The sequence below is a fragment of the Nocardiopsis salina YIM 90010 genome, from assembly GCF_000341025.1.
Classification (GTDB): domain Bacteria; phylum Actinomycetota; class Actinomycetes; order Streptosporangiales; family Streptosporangiaceae; genus Nocardiopsis; species Nocardiopsis salina.
Genome location: NZ_ANBF01000073.1, coordinates 1 through 16,640, shown reverse-complemented (window position 1 = coordinate 16,640; position 16,640 = coordinate 1). Strand labels below are relative to the sequence as shown.

Here is a 16,640-nt window from a genome sequence, read left to right as displayed (position 1 = left end):
ATGTGGCCCACGCGACACGAAGGGAGTCACTGTTCCGTCAAGAACAGATGACTCCCCGTGCGGAATGTTCGTCGATGTCTACGAAAGACCGGGTTCTTCACCCTCACCACGGCTCTGCAGCATCGCACGGAAATCCGCCACGGCCTGCCGCGCGGGCTCGCCGTCGGTGCTCTGGATCCCCATGACCGGGAGGCTGGTGCCGTCGGACAGGTCCACACACGGCCAGGGCTCGCCCTCGGGCATCTGGATGTCGAGGATCTCCTGCCACGACAGCACGTGGGTGCGGATCCCGTTGACGACCAGGACCCGGTCCTCCTCGGCGATGAGCCGGGGCCGCCCCAGAAGGTGCAGCCCGGCCGCGATGACGAGGCCGAACCCGACCAGCATCACGCGGTCGAGGGGCCGCCAATCGATGGGCAGGATGACGGCCAGCACGGCGAAGGTCGCCACGATCAACAGTCCCAGCCCGTAGGCGACCATCCGCACCGTGCGCGGGCGCCACATGTGCGGCACCTCGGGCGTGCTCGCTGCCTCGTCCACCGCTTCTTCCTTCGACCGCACCGACTCGTCCCCTTCTCCTGTGGCCCCGGCCCCGTGTGCTCAGCGGCGCAGACCGCGGAGGGAGACGGCGGTCTCCAGCGCTGCCGCGGCGGCCTCCGCACCCTTGTCCTCCACGCTGCCGGGGAGGCCGGCGCGGTCCCGCGCCTGTTCAAGGGTGTCACAGGTGAGGACACCGTTACCCACGGGGGTGGATTCGCGCAGGGCCACCTCGGTGAGGCCGTGCGTGACCGACTGGCAAACGTAGTCGAAGTGCGGGGTCCCGCCGCGGATGACCGCACCCAGTGCGATCACGCCGTCGTGCTTGCGGGCCAGTTCCTGCGCAACCACGGGCATCTCCACTGCGCCGGCGACGTGCACGACGACCGGTTCGGCCGCGCCCGAGTCCTTCACCGCGCTCAGCGCGTTGGCCAGCATGGGTTCGACGATCGGTGCGTTCCACTTGGTGGCCACGATGCCCACCGAAAGCCCGGAGGCATCGACGATCTTGTGCTCGGGGCGTCCTTCACCGCTCATGGTGACTCCTGTTTGTTGCGGGGCGGGAATTACTGGGCGACGCCGGTCAGGTCGTGACCCATGCGGTCGCGCTTGGTACGCAAGTAGGCGATGTTGTGGTCGGTGACGAAGGTGGGCATCGCCACCCGCTCACCCACGGCCACACCGTGCTGCTCGAGGGCCTCGGCCTTGTCGGGGTTGTTGCTGAGCAGGCGCACGGAAGCGATCCCGAGGTCCTGGAGGATCTCGGCCCCGGCCCCGAACTCTCGGGCGTCGGCGGGCAGGCCCAGTCGCAGGTTGGCGTCGACGGTGTCGGCACCGGCGTCCTGGAGGCTGTAGGCGCGCAGTTTGTGCAACAGGCCGATACCGCGGCCTTCGTGACCGCCGAGGTAGACGACCGCACCGCGTCCGCGGGCGGCGATGTCGGACATGGCAGCCTCGAGCTGGGCGCCGCAGTCGCAGCGGTGGGAGCCGAAGGCGTCACCGGTCAGGCACTCGGAGTGCAGGCGCACGGTGACGTCGGTCCCGTCGCCGATCTCGCCCATGACCAGGGCCACGTGCTCGGCACCGTCGGCCGATCCCGTGTAGCCGACCGCGCGCCACTCCCCGTGCTGGTTGGGCATGCGCGTCTCGACGGTGCGGCTGACCAGGGACGGGTCGGCCTGCTCGTCGGTGAGCCGCTCCCCCAGGGCCTCGCGGTGGGCGGCGAGCTGCTCGACGGAGACGAGGGTGAGGCCGTGTTCGTCGGCGAACTCGCGCAGGCGGGGCAGGCGGGCCATGGTTCCGTCGTCGTTGACGACCTCGGCGAGCACACCGGCGGGACGGAGCCCGGCCAGGCGCGCGAAGTCGACGGAGGCCTCGGTGTGGCCGCGGCGGGCCAGCACACCGCCGGCGCGGGCGCGCAGAGGGAGGATGTGGCCCGGACGCACGAAGTCGCAGGGGGTGCTGCCGGCGCCGGCCAGGAGGTTGATGGTGTGCGCGCGGTCGGCGGCCGAGATCCCGGTGGTGACGTTCTCACGGGCATCGACGGTGACGGTGTAGGCGGTGCGCAGGCTCTCCTCGTTGCGGGCCGTCATCAGCGGCAGGTCGAGGCGGTCGAGGTCCTGGCCCTCCATCGGTACGCACACCACCCCTGAGGTGTAGCGGATCATGAACGCGAGCAGCTCGGGGGTGGCCAGCTCCGCGGAGAAGATGATGTCGCCCTCGTTCTCCCGGTCCTCGTCGTCGACCACCACGATGGCCCGCCCCGCGGCGAAGTCGGCGATGGCGTCCTCGATGCGGTCGAGGGCGACGTTCGGCTCGGAGTCGGCGGCGGCCGGGGTGGTGTCGGTGACGGTCATGCCCGCTCCCTGAAGGTCCGTGGTGTGTGGGTGGTGGATGGCGGGGTGGCGGCCACGGTGGCCCGTCCCCGCGGTGAGCTGTGGGTCAGGCGCCCGCGCGGGCGGAGGAGACGGCGGTGATGCGCTCGACGTACTTGGCCACGACGTCGACCTCGAGGTTGACGACGGTGCCGGCCTCGGCCGCGCCCAGGGTGGTGGCCTCAAGGGTGGCGGGGATCAGGCTGACCTCGAAGTACTCCTCGTCTGCGCCGGGTGCGCTGACGGCGGAGACGGTGAGGCTGGTGCCGTCCACGGCCACCGACCCCTTCTCGACCACGTACGGGGAGAGCTGCGGCGGCAGTCCGAAACGTAGAACGTCCCACTTCTCGCCGGGATTCCGGGACAGCAGCCGGGCGGTGCCGTCGACGTGCCCCTGGACGATGTGTCCGCCCAGCCGGGCGTCGGCGCGGGTGGCGCGCTCGAGGTTGACGGCGGAGCCGGGGGCGAGGGAGCCGAGGGAGGAGCGCTCCAGGGACTCCTTCATGACGTCGGCGGTGAAGGTGCCGTCGCCGAGGCCGACCACGGTCAGGCACACGCCGTTGACCGCGATGGAGTCGCCGTGGGAGGCGTCGGAGGAGGCGAGGGGGCCGCGCACCGTGAGTAGGGCGGCCTCACCCGAGGCGCCGGCGGGGTCGATGGACAGGACCTCGCCGATTTCTTCGATGATTCCGGTGAACACGTCCGGCTTCCCTTCACCTCGATGGGCTCCGGGGCGGACGTGGAAAGGGTCTTCCACCGTAGGAACGGGTGTTCACGGGTCACCGGGGTCCGGCGCGCGTCACACCCGCCCACGCGCGCTGCCTCCCATCCGGACTCTCACCGTCGGTACCGGAATTCCACCGGTTCAACCGGCCGATGGCTTCGGCCGGGTCGCGGACTGTCACCGCCGGTTCGGACTTTCACCGACCCCGGAGCACGCGTAAACGACATTGTGTCTTCGGACCGAATCCTATCGTTTACGGAACCAGGGCGCATAGCCGGGGTGCGGGAATTCACAGGCGGTGGTCGGGGTCCGGGTCGCCGTCCGGGCCGGCCTCGGGCTCGGGAGCGGCCCTGGGCCCGTCGTCCGGTTCGGGCTCGGGGCGCCGGGCGAGCCCGCCGTCGAGGAACATGCGCGGGGCCGCGAAGGTCGCCCAGAACGCGATCGCCGCGTAGAGCAGGTAGGTGGGCACCGCCTCGGCCAGGCCGGAGAGCTCACGCAGGAAGAGGTCGGCGACGACCTGCACGACGAGCACGACCGAGATCCCGAGCACGAACCGCGCCGCGCGCTGGACCAGGGTCCCGCGGGCGCTGTACCAACCTCGCTCGGCGAGCAGGGTCAACCCGACGACACCGCCGAAGAACGCGCCCGCGACGAGGAAGAGGCCGGTGAGGCTGTCGCCGACCGGGTCCTGGGGGAGCCGTCCGATGACGTCGGTCTCGGGTGCGCTCCAGGGGCCGCGCACGGCGAGCGCCCACAGGATCGCCATACCCAGGAGCACGCCGACGACCACGTCGCTGAAGAAGTGCACACCCAGGTAGATCCGCGATACACAGATGAGGCCGATCAGGGACACCGCGCCCCAGAACCAGGCGCGGCTGCCGGACTTGAGGCCGACGTAACCGTAGAGCACCGTGGAACCCTGCGCGTGACCGGACGGCATCCCGAAGGTGGGCTCCGTGGCATGGCCGACGACCAGCCCCGAGTGCCAGTAGGGACGCGATCCGTACAACAGGGTCTTGAGGAACGCGTTGACCATGCCTGAGGCGATGACCAGCACGAACAGGCGCGCGCCCATCCCGGCGTGCACGCTCCAGAAGACCAGGGCGAGCACCGCGACCACGACGGTCTGGGATCCCAGTTCGGTGACGGCCAGGAGCGGNCCCCCCCCCCAGTCTCTGCAGCCACTGGATGGCGTCGGCCTCGGCACCCCACACCGCGTCCACGGCGAGGGGACGGTTTGTCCAAGCGTTCACACCGCACTCCACGGGTCCGCGCCTGGCTACGCGCTCACGCCGCGCCGCTCCCCCGGGCGCCTCGGCGCAGGGGAAGACGGAGCCGCGACCAAGCGAAAATCAACGACTACCGAGCGGTAGCCTAAGGGCGCGGCGTCTGTGTGACCAGTGCCACAGGACAGCCGCGCCGCGATCGTTATCCGTGTGCGCTCGCCTTGACCGCCTGTTCCCGCAGGGAGTCGATCGCGCCGGCCGGATCCTGGGCCCCGTAGACCGCCGAACCCGCCACGAAGACATCGGCGCCGGCCTCGGCCGCACGCTCGATGGTCTCGTCGCTGACGCCACCGTCGACCTGCAACCACACCGAGGACTCCCGGCTGTCGAGGAGCTCGCGCGCCCGGCGGATCTTGGGCAGCACCACGTCGAGGAACTTCTGCCCGCCGAAGCCGGGTTCGACCGTCATGAGCAGGAGCATGTCCATCTCCCCCACGAGGTCGGCGTAGGGCTCCACCGGTTCGGCGGGGTTGAGCGCAAGGCCGGCGCGGGCGCCCTGCTTGCGGATCTCGCGCAGGGTTCGCACGGGGGCGTTGGCGGCCTTGGCGTGGATGGTGACGCTGCCCGCGCCCGCCTCCGCGTACCCGGGTGCCCACGAATCGGGGTCCTCGATCATCAGGTGGCAGTCCAGGGGCGTGTCCGCCGCCTTGTACAGGGACTCCACGATCGGGAGGCCGAGCGTGAGGTTGGGGACGAAATGGTTGTCCATCACGTCGACGTGCAGCCAATCGGCGTTCGGGGAGACCGCCGCGGCCTCGTCGGCCAGGTGCGCGAAATCGGCGCTGAGAATGCTGGGAGAGATCTGAATTGCCACGTCAGCGAGTCTAGCGAGAGCTGCGCGGTCGAGTGTGGGCGGCCACCCGTGCGGGCAGAGCCCCGACACCGGACCCGCCCGGCCGCACGCCGGGCCCACGCGGAGGAGGCGGCCTTGCTCGACCGGGACGAACTACAGGACTTCCTCGACGCCTACGGACGCGAACTGGTCTCGGGCGACCTCGACGGGGTCGCCGCGCGTTACACCTATCCGGTCTGTGTCGTCGGTGAGAAGGCGAACCTGAGCCTGTCCGCCCCGGGTGAGCTGAAGGCGACCCTGACCGGGGCCGCGCGGCGATACCAGGAGCGGGGCGTGACCGAGCTGGCGTTGGAGCTGCGCGGGGTCGAGGAACTCACCGAACACCTGGTGTGGGTGGACGTGCGACGGACCGCCCGCGCCGCGGACGGCAGCGAGGTCATGGCCGAGGGCCGGCGCTACCTGCTCCGGGTGGCGGGCGGGTCCTGCATGATCTGCGTCGTGGTGCCCACCGGACCTGCCTGAACGGCCCTCACACCTCGTCGCGGCGCAGCAGGGCCAGGAACATCGCGTCGGTGCCGTGCACGTGCGGCCAGAACTGCGCGTACATCCCGTCCGGACCGGCAGCCAGGTCGGGCACCTCGTCCAGGTGGTCGGCGGCGCGCAACAGGGTGAGGTCCCCGCGTTCGTCCAGCACCCTGCGGACCACGGCGTCGGTCTCCTCCAGGTGCGGCGAGCACGTCACGTACGCCACGACCCCGCCGGGGCGCACGGCCTCGACGGCGCCGGCCAACAGGTCGTGCTGGAGCGGCGCGAGTTCCTTCGCCGTCTCGGGCGTGCGGCGCCAGCGCGACTCGGGACGGCGTCGCAGCGCGCCCAGGCCGGTGCACGGGGCGTCGACCAGGACCCGGTCGAACACACCCGGACGCCAGGCGGGGGCGGTGCCGTCCGCAACCACCACACGTCCGGCGTCGCGCGGGGAACGGTGCACGGCGGTGGCGACCAGCCCGGCGCGGGCGGGCTGGACCTCGGAGGCCAGCAGGCGGGCATCGCGGCGCCCCGCCAGAGAGGCGAGCAGTCCGGCCTTGCCGCCGGGGCCGGCGCACATGTCGAGCCAGGTGGAGTCCTGCCCGTGGGCCTCGACCCGGAACAGCGCCAGGGCGACCAGCTGGCTGGCCTCGTCCTGGACGGCCGCCCGGTTCTGGCGCACCTCGCGGATCAGCGCCGGGTCGCCCTCTCTGAGGTGGGCGGCGAAGGGCGAGTAGGTGCCCTCCTGAGCGCCCGAGGCCACCAGGTCGGCGACGGTGGAGCGGCCCGGCTTGGCCACGAGCGTGACCCGGGGGCGTTCGTTGTGCGCGCGCAGGAGGCGTTCGGTCTGCGGAAGTCCGGAGGGGGCGCGCTCGCCGAGGGCCCGGGCGAGCTCCTTGACGATCCAGCGCGGATGGCTGTGCACGACCGACAGGTACCCGCTCGGGTCGCGCTCGCGGTCGGGCGCGATGACGTCGATCCACCCCTGCAGATCACGCGCACCGACACGGCGCAGCACGGCGTTGACGAACCGCGCACGGTGCTGCCCCACGACCTTGCGCGCGAGGTTGACGGTGGCGCTGACCGCGGCGTGCGGGGGGATCTTCGTTGACAGCAGCTGGTGGGCCCCCAGCCGCAGCAGGGGCAGCGCTTCGGCGTCGACCGAGGCGAGGCTGCGGTCGACGCAGTTCTCCAGTACGGCGTCGTAGGTGCCCTGGAGGCGAAGGGTCCCGTAGGTGAGCTCGGTGGCCAGCGCGGCGTCGCGTCCGCTGATCCCGCGTTCGCTCAGCAGCGCGGGCAGCAGCAGGTTGGCATAGGCGTCGCGCCGGTCCACGGCGCGCAACACGTCGTAGGCCACCCGGCGGGCGGGGTCGCGGGGCCGGGGCGGCCCGGAACCGTTCTGGGCGCCGCCCTGTGCAGGCTTCTTCCCCTTGCAGGGGCGGCGGTTCCGGTTACGGGGCTGCTCGCTCAACGTGTGTTCTGCCTCAACGAATTCAGGGGACGTGTCGCGCGGCCGGGCGCCGCAAGGATCGAGCCTACGGCAGCTCAGCGGCCCAGGCGGTCGTCTTCGGTGGGACGCACACCACGCGCCCAGTCGACCGCGGCCATGGCCTTCTTGCCCTGGGGCTGGACCTGGCCGAGCTCGACCGGGTGGGTACTGGTTCCGGCGAGCACACGCTGCTTCTCCACGTGGAGTTCGCCGGGTTCGAGCGCCGGGGTGTCGGCGTCGGTGATCGGGCGCACGGGGCCGGTCTTGAGACGGGTACCGCGGAACGTGGTCCATGCACCGGGGGCCGGGGTGCAGGCGCGGGCGACGCGGTCCACACGCCGGGCGGGGGCGGTGAAGTCGAGTTCGGCGTCCAGGGGCGTGAGCTTGGCGGCGTAGGAGACGTCGGACTCGGGCTGGGGCACGGCCTCGAGCACGCCGGCCTCGATTCCGTCGAGGGTCTGCACGAGGAGTTCGGCGCCGGAGACCGAGAGGCGCTCCAGGAGCTCACCGCTGGTGTCGGTGGGCCGGACGGTCTCGGCGAGGGTCCCGAAGACCGGGCCGGCATCGAGTTCCTGAACGATACGGAAGGTCGAGGCGCCGGTGACGTCGTCACCGTGCAGCAGCGCGTGCTGGACAGGGGCAGCGCCGCGCCAGGCGGGGAGCAGGGAGAAGTGCAGGTTGACCCACCCGTGCCTGGGGACGTCGAGCACGGGCTGGGGCAGGAGGGCGCCGTAGGCCACCACGGGGCAGCAGTCCGGGGCGATCTCCGCGAGACGTCCCAGGAACTCGGGGTCCTTGGCCTTGGCCGGCTTGAGCACCTCGATGCCCTCGGCCTCGGCGACCTCGGCGACAGGGCTCGGGGAGAACTTGCGGCCGCGGCCGGACCGCGCGTCGGGGCGGGTGACGACGGCGGCGACCTCGTGTCCGGAGTCCAGGAGCGCCCGCAGCGACGGCACGGCCACCTCGGGTGTCCCGGCAAAGACGAGCTTCATCTGTGGTGTCCCCTCCCCCGCGTCCTGCGTCTGTCGGTGTCCAGTTCTACCAGCGTTGCCGGGGGCCGTGCCCTCCTCGGAGGCCGTGGAACGTCGGTCCCTTCTGATAGACCGGAGGTGATATGACAGCGCACCCGGACCCGCCCGCCGAGGCCCTCTTCGACCTCCCGGAGCCCGCGAGCACACCCGCGGCCCAGGCGAAGGCGCGTACGGGCAAGCGGCCCAAGGCCAAGCGCCCGGCCGAACACCTCCCGGTCGCCCGGGTGATCGTGGACACTCCCTTGCCGCACCTGGACCGGGCCTTCGACTACCGCGTGCCCGAGAACCTGGACGAGAAGGCCGTGCCCGGGTGCCGCGTGCGAGTGCACTTCAACCACCGGAAGCTGGACGGGTTCCTGCTGGAGCGGGTCGAGCGCTCGGAGTTCGCCGGGCAGTTGGCCTACCTGGACTCGGTGGTCTCCCCCGAGCCGGTGCTCACCCCGCAGATACTCGATCTGGCGCGCGCGGTGGCCGACCGCTACGCCGGCACGCTCAACGACGTGCTGCGCCTGGCGGTCCCCCCGCGCCACGGACGTGTGGAGAAGGAGGCCTCCGAGAGCGATCCGCCCCCGGAGGACGGGCACGCGGCGGACACGGGAGCCGCGGCCTCCGGGGAGTCCCGGGAGGACGCGGGGGCAACCGGGTCCGCGGCCCCGCACTCCGCCGAGGAGGAACCACCCTTGGAGGTCGGACCGTGGACGGATTATCCCGAGGGGCCCTCGTTCCTGCAGGCCCTGCGTGAGGGCCGTGCCGCGCGTGCTGTGTGGAACGCCCTGCCGGGACCCGACTGGGCGCGCGCGATCGCGGTGGCCGCCCGCGCCTCCGACGCCTCCGGCCGCGGAACGGTCGTCGTCGTGCCCGACGCCAAGGACGTCGCGTCGGTGGACACCGCGCTCTCCGAAGAGCTCGGGGACGACCGGCACGTGGCCCTCACCTCGGAGCTGGGCCCGGCCGAGCGCTACCGGCGCTGGCTGAAGGTGCTGCGCGGACAGGTGCGCGTGGTCGTGGGCACACGCGGAGCCGTCTTCGCGCCCGTGTCCGACCTGGGCCTGGTGGTGCTCTGGGACGACGGGGACGACGTGCACGCCGACCAGCACGCTCCTTACCCGCACGCGCGCACCGTCCTGTCGATGCGCGCGCACCGGGAGGGCGCGGGGGCGCTCATCGGCGGGTTCACGCGCACCACCGACGCACAGATGCTGGTGGAAGCGGGGTGGGCACACCCCTTGGCCGCCGACCGCGCCACGCTGCGGCGGCGCGCGCCCGTGATCAAGGCCGCCGGCGACGACCGGGAACTGGCCCGGGACGAGGCCGCCCGCTCGGCGCGCATGCCGAGCCTGGCGCTGCGCACCGCACGGGAAGCGGCGCGCACGGGCCCGGTCCTCTTCCAGGTTCCGCGCCGCGGGTACCTCAACACCCTGGCGTGCGCGAGTTGCCGGGAGCCGGCCCGGTGCGACCGATGCCGGGGCCCGCTGGCGGTGCGCGGCTCGCACGCCATGCCCTCGTGCGGGTGGTGCGGACGGGTGTCGGGCGGCTGGTCCTGCCCGGAGTGCTCGGGCACGCGCATGCGCGCCGTGGTCGTGGGCGCGCGCCGCACCGCCGAGGAGCTCGGCCGCGCGTTCCCGTCTCTGTCTGTGCGCACGTCCGGCCGGGAAGAGGTGCTCACCAGCGTCCGCGACCGCCCCTCGATCGTGGTGGCCACCCCGGGCGCCGAACCCGAGGCCGAGAACGGCTACGCAGCAGCGGTCCTGCTCGACGGGTGGGCGCTGCTGAACCGCATGGACCTGCGCGCGTCGGAGGAGGCCCTGCGCCGGTGGTTCAACGCCTCGGCCCTGGTGCGTCCCGAGGGCACCGTCGTGGTCTCGGCCGACGCCGGCATGCCCGTCGTGCAGTCCCTCGTGCGCTGGGACCCGGGCGGGTACGCCGAGCGGGAGCTGGCCGAGCGCCGAGAGCTGGGTTTCCCGCCCGCGGTGTCCATGGCCTCGGTCACCGGTGGTCCCGCGCACGTGCGCGAAATGCTGGACCAGGTGGAGTTTCCGGAGGAGGCCGACCTCCTGGGCCCGGTCCCGGTCGACATCCCCGGTCCGGACGGTTCGGGCGACGCACAGACGCGGGAACGCGCCCTCTTGCGGGTTCCCCGGAACCGGATCGGCGCGCTCACCCACGCCCTCAAAGTCGCCGCAGCGGCCCGCAGCGCCCGCGGTGACGAGCACCTGGCTCAGGTCAGGGTGGACCCGCTGCACGTGGTCTGACTCTCTGCCCCCGATGGAGTCGGGCGTCCCCGACCTGGGCCACAATACGTTCGTGGGTCCGGGTGCCGATTCGTCGCACGGGGCCGCCGGTCCGGACGACCGAGCACCTCCCGGCAGGCACACCCGCGTCCCGCCCACGCCAACACGACGGTTCTGGAGGGGCCATGCCCGCAGTGCGCCACGCCCCGGCCTCAGGTGTGTCCCGGCGCAGCCTCCTGTTCGCCGGCCTCGGGGCCCCCTTGCTGGCCTCCTGTCACGCGGGCCGGACCGCCGTCGCCGATCCGGAGGAGAGCGCGTCCGACGAGGTGGTCCTGGCGCTCACGGGTGCGCCGACCAGCCTCGACTTCACTCGCAACGACGGCGTCGCCATCCCTCTGGTGCTCATGGGCAACGTCTACGAGGGCCTGGTGCGCATCGACGGTTCAGGCGAAGTGGTTCCCCTGCTCGCCGAGGACTGGACGGTCTCCGACGACCTTCGCGTGTACACCTTCGCGCTCCGCCGCGGGGTCGTCTTCTCCGACGGGACCCCGTTCGACGCCCACAGCGCGGTCTTCAGCATCGAGCGTGTGCAGTCCGACGAGTGGACCAACGGGTTGTCCGCCGGCATGGACGTGGTCGCGTCGGCCACAGCCGAGGACACCCACACGCTGCGCGTCGAGCTGTCGGAGCCGAGCAACCAGTGGCTGTGGTCCATGGGCACCCTGATCGGCGCGATGATGACGCAGGGCGGTGTCGCAGACCTCGCGACCACCCCGGTCGGCACGGGCCCGTTCACGGTGGAGCGCTGGTCGCAGGGCCGATCCCTGCGTCTGGTCGCGAACGAGGCGTACTGGGGCGACCCCCCGGCGTCGAGCTCGGTGGCGATCCAGTACTTCGGCGACCCCCCCGCCGGCACCAACGCCCTGCAGGCGGGTGAGGTCGACGCGGTCTACGACATGCAGTCGCCGGAACTCACCGAGGTCCTGGAGGAGGACGAGCGCCTGGTGGTCGAGACCGGCGACACCAGCGGCCAGATCCTGCTCGCCCTCAACAACCGGGCCGCCCCGTTCGACGACGTGCGTGTCAGGCAGGCGGTGATGTACGCCGTCGACCGCCGGGCCGTCATCGACACCGCGTGGGGCGGGTTCGGCGTCGACACCGGCGGTGCGCCCGCACCGCCCACCGACCCGTGGTTCGTGGAGTCCTCCCGCTACCCGCACGACCCGGCCGAGGCGCGGCGGCTGCTGCGCGAGGCCGGACACGACGAACTGCACGTCACGTTCAAGGTGCCCACGCGCCCATACGCGCAGCAGATCAGCGAGATCGTCGTCTCCCAGCTGCGCGAGGTGGGCATCACCGCGGAGATCCGGTCGGTGGAGTTCCCGGCACTGTGGCTCGACGAGGTCTTCGGGCGGCACGACTACCAGATGAGCGTCATCGTGCACGCGGAAGCGCGGGACCTCCCGGTGCTTTTCGGCAATCCCGACTACTACCTGGGTTTCGACGACGAGGAGACCCGCGAGCTCCTGGCCAGGGCCGACCGCGAGGCGCCCGGACGGCAGGAGGACCTCGTGCGGGCCGCCGTGGAACGCATCGTCGACCGGGCCGCGTCGGACACGCTCTTCATTTTCCCGAACATCGTGGTGCGCCACCGCGAGCTGCACGGCCTGCCCGCCGACCGCCCCACCGACGAGCTGCTCCTGGCCGGGGTCGGAAAACAGGAGGGCCCCGCATGATCAGGGCCGTCGGAGGTCGGGCGCTGCGGTTCGTGCTCACCCTCGCCGCCACGTCGGTGCTCGTCTTCGCGTTCATGCGCGTCCTGCCCGGAGACCCGGCCGAGGTCGCGCTCGGTACCGGGGCCACGGAAAGGGCGCTGGAACAGACACGCGCGGAGTTCGGCCTCGACCGGCCGCTCGCGGTGCAGTACTGGGACTGGATCTCGGGGATCCCGCTGGGCGACTTCGGCGTCTCCTTCGTCACCGGCGAGGACATCAGCCCCGTCGTGCTGGACCGGCTGACCGTGAGCCTGATCCTCGTGGTGTCGGCGATGGTCCTGGCGGTGGCGGTCGCGGTCCCGCTGGGGTCCTGGGCGGCCGTGCGGCACCGGCGCGCCGACGGGATCGCCGTCAGCGCCCTGAGCCAGGTCGGGGTCGCCGTCCCCAATTTCCTCGCGGGCATGCTGCTGGTGGCCGCCTTCGCCCTGGGGCTTGGGTGGCTGCCGGCCAACAGCTGGATGCCCCCGGCCTACGACCCGCTCCAGTTCCTCTCGCACCTGATCCTTCCGGTGACGGCGCTGGCGGCAGTGCAGGCGGCCGTCATGACCCGTTACGTACGCACGTCGGTCCTGGAGATCATGGGCCAGGACTGGATGCGTACCGCGCGGGCCAAGGGACTCTCCCGCTTCCAGGCGCTGGTGCGGCACGGCCTGCGCAATGCAGCGCTGCCCGTGCTGACGGTCACCGGGATCCAGCTGACGACCCTGGTCGTGGGGGCCGTGGTCATCGAGCAGGTCTTCGTGATCCCCGGTATCGGCTCGGAGCTGATCGAGGCGGTCACCACCCGTGACCTTCTGACCGTGCAGTCGGTCGTGATGCTGCTGGCGATGATCACCCTGACCGTGAACTTCGTGGTGGACCTGCTGTACCTGATCCTCGACCCGCGAACCGCGGTCCGAACGTGAGGAGACCATGAGCGAGGCGGACACCGGGACTCAGGGCTCTCCCACCGGCCCCGAACACGTGGATGCAGCAGAAACCGCAACCGTGCGCAGGCGCCACGGCCCGCTGCGTTCGCTGCCCGCGACCGGCCTGATCGGCCTGCTGATCGTCGCGGCCGTCGTGGCGGTCGCGCTCGTGTCCCTGGTCTGGACGCCCCACGATCCCCTGCAGGCCGTACCGGAGCAGCGGCTGAGCGGACCCACGCCGCAGCACCCACTGGGAACCGACCGCTACGGGCGCGACGTCGCCTCGATCCTCATGGCCGGAGCGCAGGTCACCCTGGCGGTGGGTTGCGTGGCCGTCGCGATCGCCGTTCTCATCGGTACGCCCCTGGGCGTGCTCGCCGGAATGCGCCGGGGCTGGACCGAGGAGCTCGTCATGCGGGGCTCCGACGTCGTCCTGGCCTTCCCTGCCCTGCTGCTGGCGATCATGGCGAGCGCGATCATGGGCGCGAGCACGTGGTCGGCGATGGCCGCCATCGGGCTGGCCTCGGTGCCCGGGTTCGCCCGTGTGGCGCGGGCCGGAACCCTCCAGGTGATGTCGTCCGACTTCGTCCTGGCCGCGCGTGTGGCCGCGCAGCCCGAGGCCCGGATCGCGCGCCGGCACGTGCTGCCCAACATCGTCGGTCTGGTGGTGGTCCAGGCGTCGGTGACCTTCGCGTTGGCGATCCTGGCGGAGGCCGCGCTGAGCTTCCTGGGGCTGGGCACCCCGCCGCCGGAACCGTCCTGGGGGCGCATGCTGCAGAGCGCGCAGGACCACCTGGCGGTCGCACCCCACCTGGCCGTGTGGCCCGGCCTGGCCATCGCGCTGGCGGTGCTCGGGTTCAACCTTCTGGGCGACGGCCTCCGGGACGTGCTCGACCCGCGAACGAGAGGACGCCGATGACCCCAGCCGAGTCCCCGGAGGCCGGCACGGCAGCGGACGCCCTGGTGCAGGTCTCAGGCCTGCGTGTGGACTCCGGCCCCACGCCGCTGGTGCACCCGCTCGACCTGACCATCGGCACCGGCGAACGTGTGGGCCTCATCGGCGAGTCCGGGTCGGGCAAGTCGCTGACCGCGCTCTCCCTCATCGGACTGCTGCCCGAGGAACTGGAGCACGGGGGCAGCATCTCCCTGCGCGGCGCCTCCGACGACCTGCTCGCCGCACCCGAACGCGAGCTGTGCGGGCTGCGCGGGCGGCGGATCTCGATGGTCTTCCAGGAGCCCATGACCGCCCTGAACCCCCTGATGCACGTGGGCAAGCAGGTAGGCGAGGTTCTCACGCAGCACCGGACCCTGACCGGCCGCCGGGCGGTCCGTACGCGTGTGCTCGAGCTGTTGGAGTCGGTCCACCTGTCCGACCCCGAGCAGATTCTCAAGGCCTACCCGTACCAGCTCTCCGGGGGCCAGCGCCAGCGGGTGATGATCGCGATGGCCTTCGCCAACGACCCGGACCTGCTGATCTGTGACGAGCCGACCACCGCTCTGGACGTGACGGTGCAGCGCCAGGTGCTCGACCTGCTGGACGAGGCCGTGCGCAGTCGCGGCACAGGCCTGCTGTTCGTCTCGCACGACCTGGCCGTGGTCGCCGAGGCCTGTGACCGGGTGCTGGTCATGCAGGACGGCCGGGTGGTGGAGTCAGGCCCTGTGCCGGACGTGCTCACGACACCGCAACACCCGTACACCGAGCGGCTGCTGCGGGCGTCACGGCTGGAGCCTGCGTCCGGGGGGACCGGCCCCGGGGCGGGCGAGGAAACCGTGGTCACGTCGGAGGACGCTCCGAGCACGCGGGCCGGGGCTCGGGGCGTCCCCGCACGGGATCCAGACGCTGCCCCCGTCGTGCGCGTACGCGACCTTTGCCGCACCCACCGTTCCGGGCGGCGCACCGTGCGGGCCCTGCGCGGCATCGACCTCGACGTGTACAGGGGCGAGCGCCTCGGGATCGTGGGTGAGTCCGGTTCCGGCAAGACGACCCTGCTCAAGATCTTGTCCGGCCTCGACCGCCCCACCTCCGGAACCGCGCGGGTCTGCGGCGTCGACCTCGCCCGTCCCACGCGCCGGGCGTTGCGCCCGCTCCGGGAACGGCTCCAGACGGTGTTCCAGGACCCGATGGGTTCTCTGGACCCGCGCATGTCGGTGCGGGAGATCGTCGAGGAGCCTCTGATCGGGCGCCGGGACACCCGCACGCGCGGCCAACGGTACGAACTGGTGGCCGAGTCACTGCGCGCCGTTGGCCTGGAACCGGAGGCGGCCGCGCGCCCTCCCCACCAGTTCTCCGGCGGACAACGCCAGCGCATCTCCATCGCGCGGGCGCTGATCACGGACCCGGACGTGCTCATCGCCGACGAACCGGTCAGCGCCCTCGACGTGAGCGTCCAGGAGCAGGTCCTCGCCCTGCTCAACCGGCTCGTCGAGGAACGCGGGCTGACACTGGTGATGGTCTCGCACGATCTGGGCGTGGTCCGCCACTTGTGCGACCGGATCGTGGTGATGCACGGCGGCCGCGTTGTGGAGTCGGGCACCGCCGCCCTGATCCACGACGCCCCGGAGGACGAATACACGCGTGCGCTGCACGAGGCCACACCCGACCTCGACCGGATCCTGGCCAGCAAAGAGGGCGAGGGACGGTGACGGGAGCGGGTGCTCCTGGGCATCTTGCCACGGGCCCGGGGGGCAGGGTGTGGGTTGCCTCCGGGCCCGTGGTTCGTAGGAGCGACCCCCTGGTCAGGGTGGGTCCCCTCGTGCCCCGTTCCGGTGGCTGATTCGTAGCGTCGGGCAGGGACGTGTGGAACCTGCGCCGCAGCCGGAGCCGGAGCCGGAGCCGGAGCCGGAGCCGCCCGAGATCCGGGGGCGGGCCGGAGGGTGTTCGTCGTCGGGTCGAGCGTAGCCCGGCCGGGGCCTCCCGCAACCCGCGTCGGCGCCACCCCAGTTCGTTGGTCTGGGTGGGGGTGTGGCGGCGTCCTGCCGGGCTGAGCACGGCGCCTCGGGGTGTGCGGTCCGCCCCTTTCCCGGGCTGGACCGCTCTCGCCGACGAACACCCTCCGGCCCGCCCCGCAACCGAAAAAGTGTGGGGTCCAAAAGCAGACCCCCTGTAGTGGCCCCATTGCGACCAACGCTTACGGCGTGCGGACGGCGACTCGCTCCTGCGACAGCAACGGCGGGCCCCGGGCACTCCCGGTAGAGCATTGAGGCCAGGGGTGGCAGGCGTGTGGACGGCCTCCGGGCCCCGCTGCCGACCGGGACCTGACCTGAGCCGGGGTGGCCCCCACCGTTCTGGAGATTCTCCCACCGGGGCGAGTGGGACGTGGCCGCACTTTATCCCGTTCCAGAATACCCCGCAAAACCATCGCCGTGGAGTTATCCACAAGACCATTTCCTGCGATGAACAGGACGCCCGTAATTCGGACCCGTCGAGGGTTCCGAGTCCGTAATGGGTAAGGGTAGTGTGGCCTTTG

General features: G+C 71.9%; 14 protein-coding genes and 1 riboswitch. Of the genes, 6 read left to right on the top strand and 8 right to left on the bottom strand.

What is annotated here, in order from left to right; genetic code table 11:
* Positions 1 to 78 precede the first annotated feature (78 nt).
* The 6 genes from D474_RS0107285 to rpe all read right to left on the bottom strand — a co-directional run bounded on the left by D474_RS0107285 (position 79) and on the right by rpe (position 5,235).
* A complete protein-coding gene (locus tag D474_RS0107285) occupies positions 79 to 540 on the bottom strand; it encodes a PH domain-containing protein (RefSeq protein WP_017612922.1) in 462 nt (153 codons plus the stop codon).
* Positions 541 to 600: 60 nt separating this feature from the next.
* Entirely contained in the window at positions 601 to 1,074 is a 474-nt protein-coding gene (gene ribH, locus D474_RS0107280; RefSeq protein ID WP_017612921.1) for a 6,7-dimethyl-8-ribityllumazine synthase, read from the bottom strand.
* A 29-nt stretch (positions 1,075 to 1,103) separates the two neighbouring features.
* Positions 1,104 to 2,393: a bifunctional 3,4-dihydroxy-2-butanone-4-phosphate synthase/GTP cyclohydrolase II gene (locus D474_RS0107275; protein ID WP_017612920.1), complete on the bottom strand. Its 1,290-nt coding sequence runs from the start codon at positions 2,391 to 2,393 to the stop codon at positions 1,104 to 1,106.
* An 85-nt stretch (positions 2,394 to 2,478) separates the two neighbouring features.
* Positions 2,479 to 3,111 (bottom strand): riboflavin synthase, encoded by a 633-nt coding sequence (locus tag D474_RS0107270; RefSeq protein ID WP_017612919.1) that lies wholly within the window; start codon positions 3,109 to 3,111, stop codon positions 2,479 to 2,481.
* Positions 3,112 to 3,222: 111 nt separating this feature from the next.
* Positions 3,223 to 3,353, bottom strand: a riboswitch (FMN riboswitch).
* Between the two features lie 71 nt (positions 3,354 to 3,424).
* Entirely contained in the window at positions 3,425 to 4,255 is an 831-nt protein-coding gene (locus D474_RS27910; protein ID WP_017612918.1) for a phosphatase PAP2 family protein, read from the bottom strand.
* A gap of 308 nt (positions 4,256 to 4,563) precedes the next feature.
* Positions 4,564 to 5,235: a ribulose-phosphate 3-epimerase gene (gene rpe, locus D474_RS0107260; protein ID WP_017612917.1), complete on the bottom strand. Its 672-nt coding sequence runs from the start codon at positions 5,233 to 5,235 to the stop codon at positions 4,564 to 4,566.
* A 114-nt stretch (positions 5,236 to 5,349) separates the two neighbouring features.
* Between rpe and D474_RS0107255 the strand changes: the two genes are divergently transcribed.
* Positions 5,350 to 5,736, top strand: a complete 387-nt coding sequence (locus tag D474_RS0107255) for a hypothetical protein (RefSeq protein WP_017612916.1) — start codon at positions 5,350 to 5,352, stop codon at positions 5,734 to 5,736.
* 7 nt (positions 5,737 to 5,743) lie between these two features.
* Here the strand turns inward: D474_RS0107255 and D474_RS0107250 are convergent, their stop codons facing one another.
* Both D474_RS0107250 and fmt read right to left on the bottom strand, forming a co-directional pair.
* Positions 5,744 to 7,210 carry an RsmB/NOP family class I SAM-dependent RNA methyltransferase gene (locus D474_RS0107250; RefSeq protein WP_026118255.1) on the bottom strand — a complete coding sequence of 489 codons (1,467 nt, stop codon included), beginning with the start codon at positions 7,208 to 7,210 and terminating at the stop codon, positions 5,744 to 5,746.
* Positions 7,211 to 7,284: 74 nt separating this feature from the next.
* Entirely contained in the window at positions 7,285 to 8,220 is a 936-nt protein-coding gene (gene fmt / locus D474_RS0107245; protein WP_017612914.1) for a methionyl-tRNA formyltransferase, read from the bottom strand.
* 122 nt (positions 8,221 to 8,342) lie between these two features.
* Between fmt and D474_RS0107240 the strand changes: the two genes are divergently transcribed.
* From D474_RS0107240 to D474_RS0107220, 5 genes are all read left to right on the top strand, one after another.
* Positions 8,343 to 10,511 carry a primosomal protein N' gene (locus D474_RS0107240; protein ID WP_017612913.1) on the top strand — a complete coding sequence of 723 codons (2,169 nt, stop codon included), beginning with the start codon at positions 8,343 to 8,345 and terminating at the stop codon, positions 10,509 to 10,511.
* 164 nt (positions 10,512 to 10,675) lie between these two features.
* Positions 10,676 to 12,226 (top strand): ABC transporter substrate-binding protein, encoded by a 1,551-nt coding sequence (locus D474_RS0107235; protein WP_017612912.1) that lies wholly within the window; start codon positions 10,676 to 10,678, stop codon positions 12,224 to 12,226.
* Positions 12,223 to 13,170: an ABC transporter permease gene (locus tag D474_RS0107230; protein ID WP_017612911.1), complete on the top strand. Its 948-nt coding sequence runs from the start codon at positions 12,223 to 12,225 to the stop codon at positions 13,168 to 13,170. The genes D474_RS0107235 and D474_RS0107230 overlap by 4 nt, the downstream gene beginning before the upstream one ends.
* A gap of 7 nt (positions 13,171 to 13,177) precedes the next feature.
* On the top strand, positions 13,178 to 14,092 hold the full coding sequence (locus D474_RS0107225; protein WP_017612910.1) for an ABC transporter permease: 915 nt from the start codon (positions 13,178 to 13,180) through the stop codon (positions 14,090 to 14,092).
* The gene (locus D474_RS0107220; protein WP_017612909.1) at positions 14,089 to 15,816 is read left to right on the top strand and encodes a dipeptide ABC transporter ATP-binding protein; all 1,728 of its coding nucleotides are present in this window, start codon (positions 14,089 to 14,091) and stop codon (positions 15,814 to 15,816) included. The genes D474_RS0107225 and D474_RS0107220 overlap by 4 nt, the downstream gene beginning before the upstream one ends.
* Positions 15,817 to 16,640: the final 824 nt, after the last annotated feature.

What these genes read in the sequence shown, in the direction of transcription:
- D474_RS0107225 (WP_017612910.1), top strand. Translation starts at nt 13,178, where the DNA reads ATGAGCGAGGCGGACACCGGGACTCAGGGCTCTCCCACCGGCCCCGAA.
- D474_RS0107275 (WP_017612920.1), bottom strand. Translation starts at nt 2,393, where the DNA reads ATGACCGTCACCGACACCACCCCGGCCGCCGCCGACTCCGAGCCGAAC.
- D474_RS0107235 (WP_017612912.1), top strand. Translation starts at nt 10,676, where the DNA reads ATGCCCGCAGTGCGCCACGCCCCGGCCTCAGGTGTGTCCCGGCGCAGC.
- fmt (WP_017612914.1), bottom strand. Translation starts at nt 8,220, where the DNA reads ATGAAGCTCGTCTTTGCCGGGACACCCGAGGTGGCCGTGCCGTCGCTG.
- D474_RS0107230 (WP_017612911.1), top strand. Translation starts at nt 12,223, where the DNA reads ATGATCAGGGCCGTCGGAGGTCGGGCGCTGCGGTTCGTGCTCACCCTC.
- D474_RS0107240 (WP_017612913.1), top strand. Translation starts at nt 8,343, where the DNA reads ATGACAGCGCACCCGGACCCGCCCGCCGAGGCCCTCTTCGACCTCCCG.
- D474_RS0107220 (WP_017612909.1), top strand. Translation starts at nt 14,089, where the DNA reads ATGACCCCAGCCGAGTCCCCGGAGGCCGGCACGGCAGCGGACGCCCTG.
- ribH (WP_017612921.1), bottom strand. Translation starts at nt 1,074, where the DNA reads ATGAGCGGTGAAGGACGCCCCGAGCACAAGATCGTCGATGCCTCCGGG.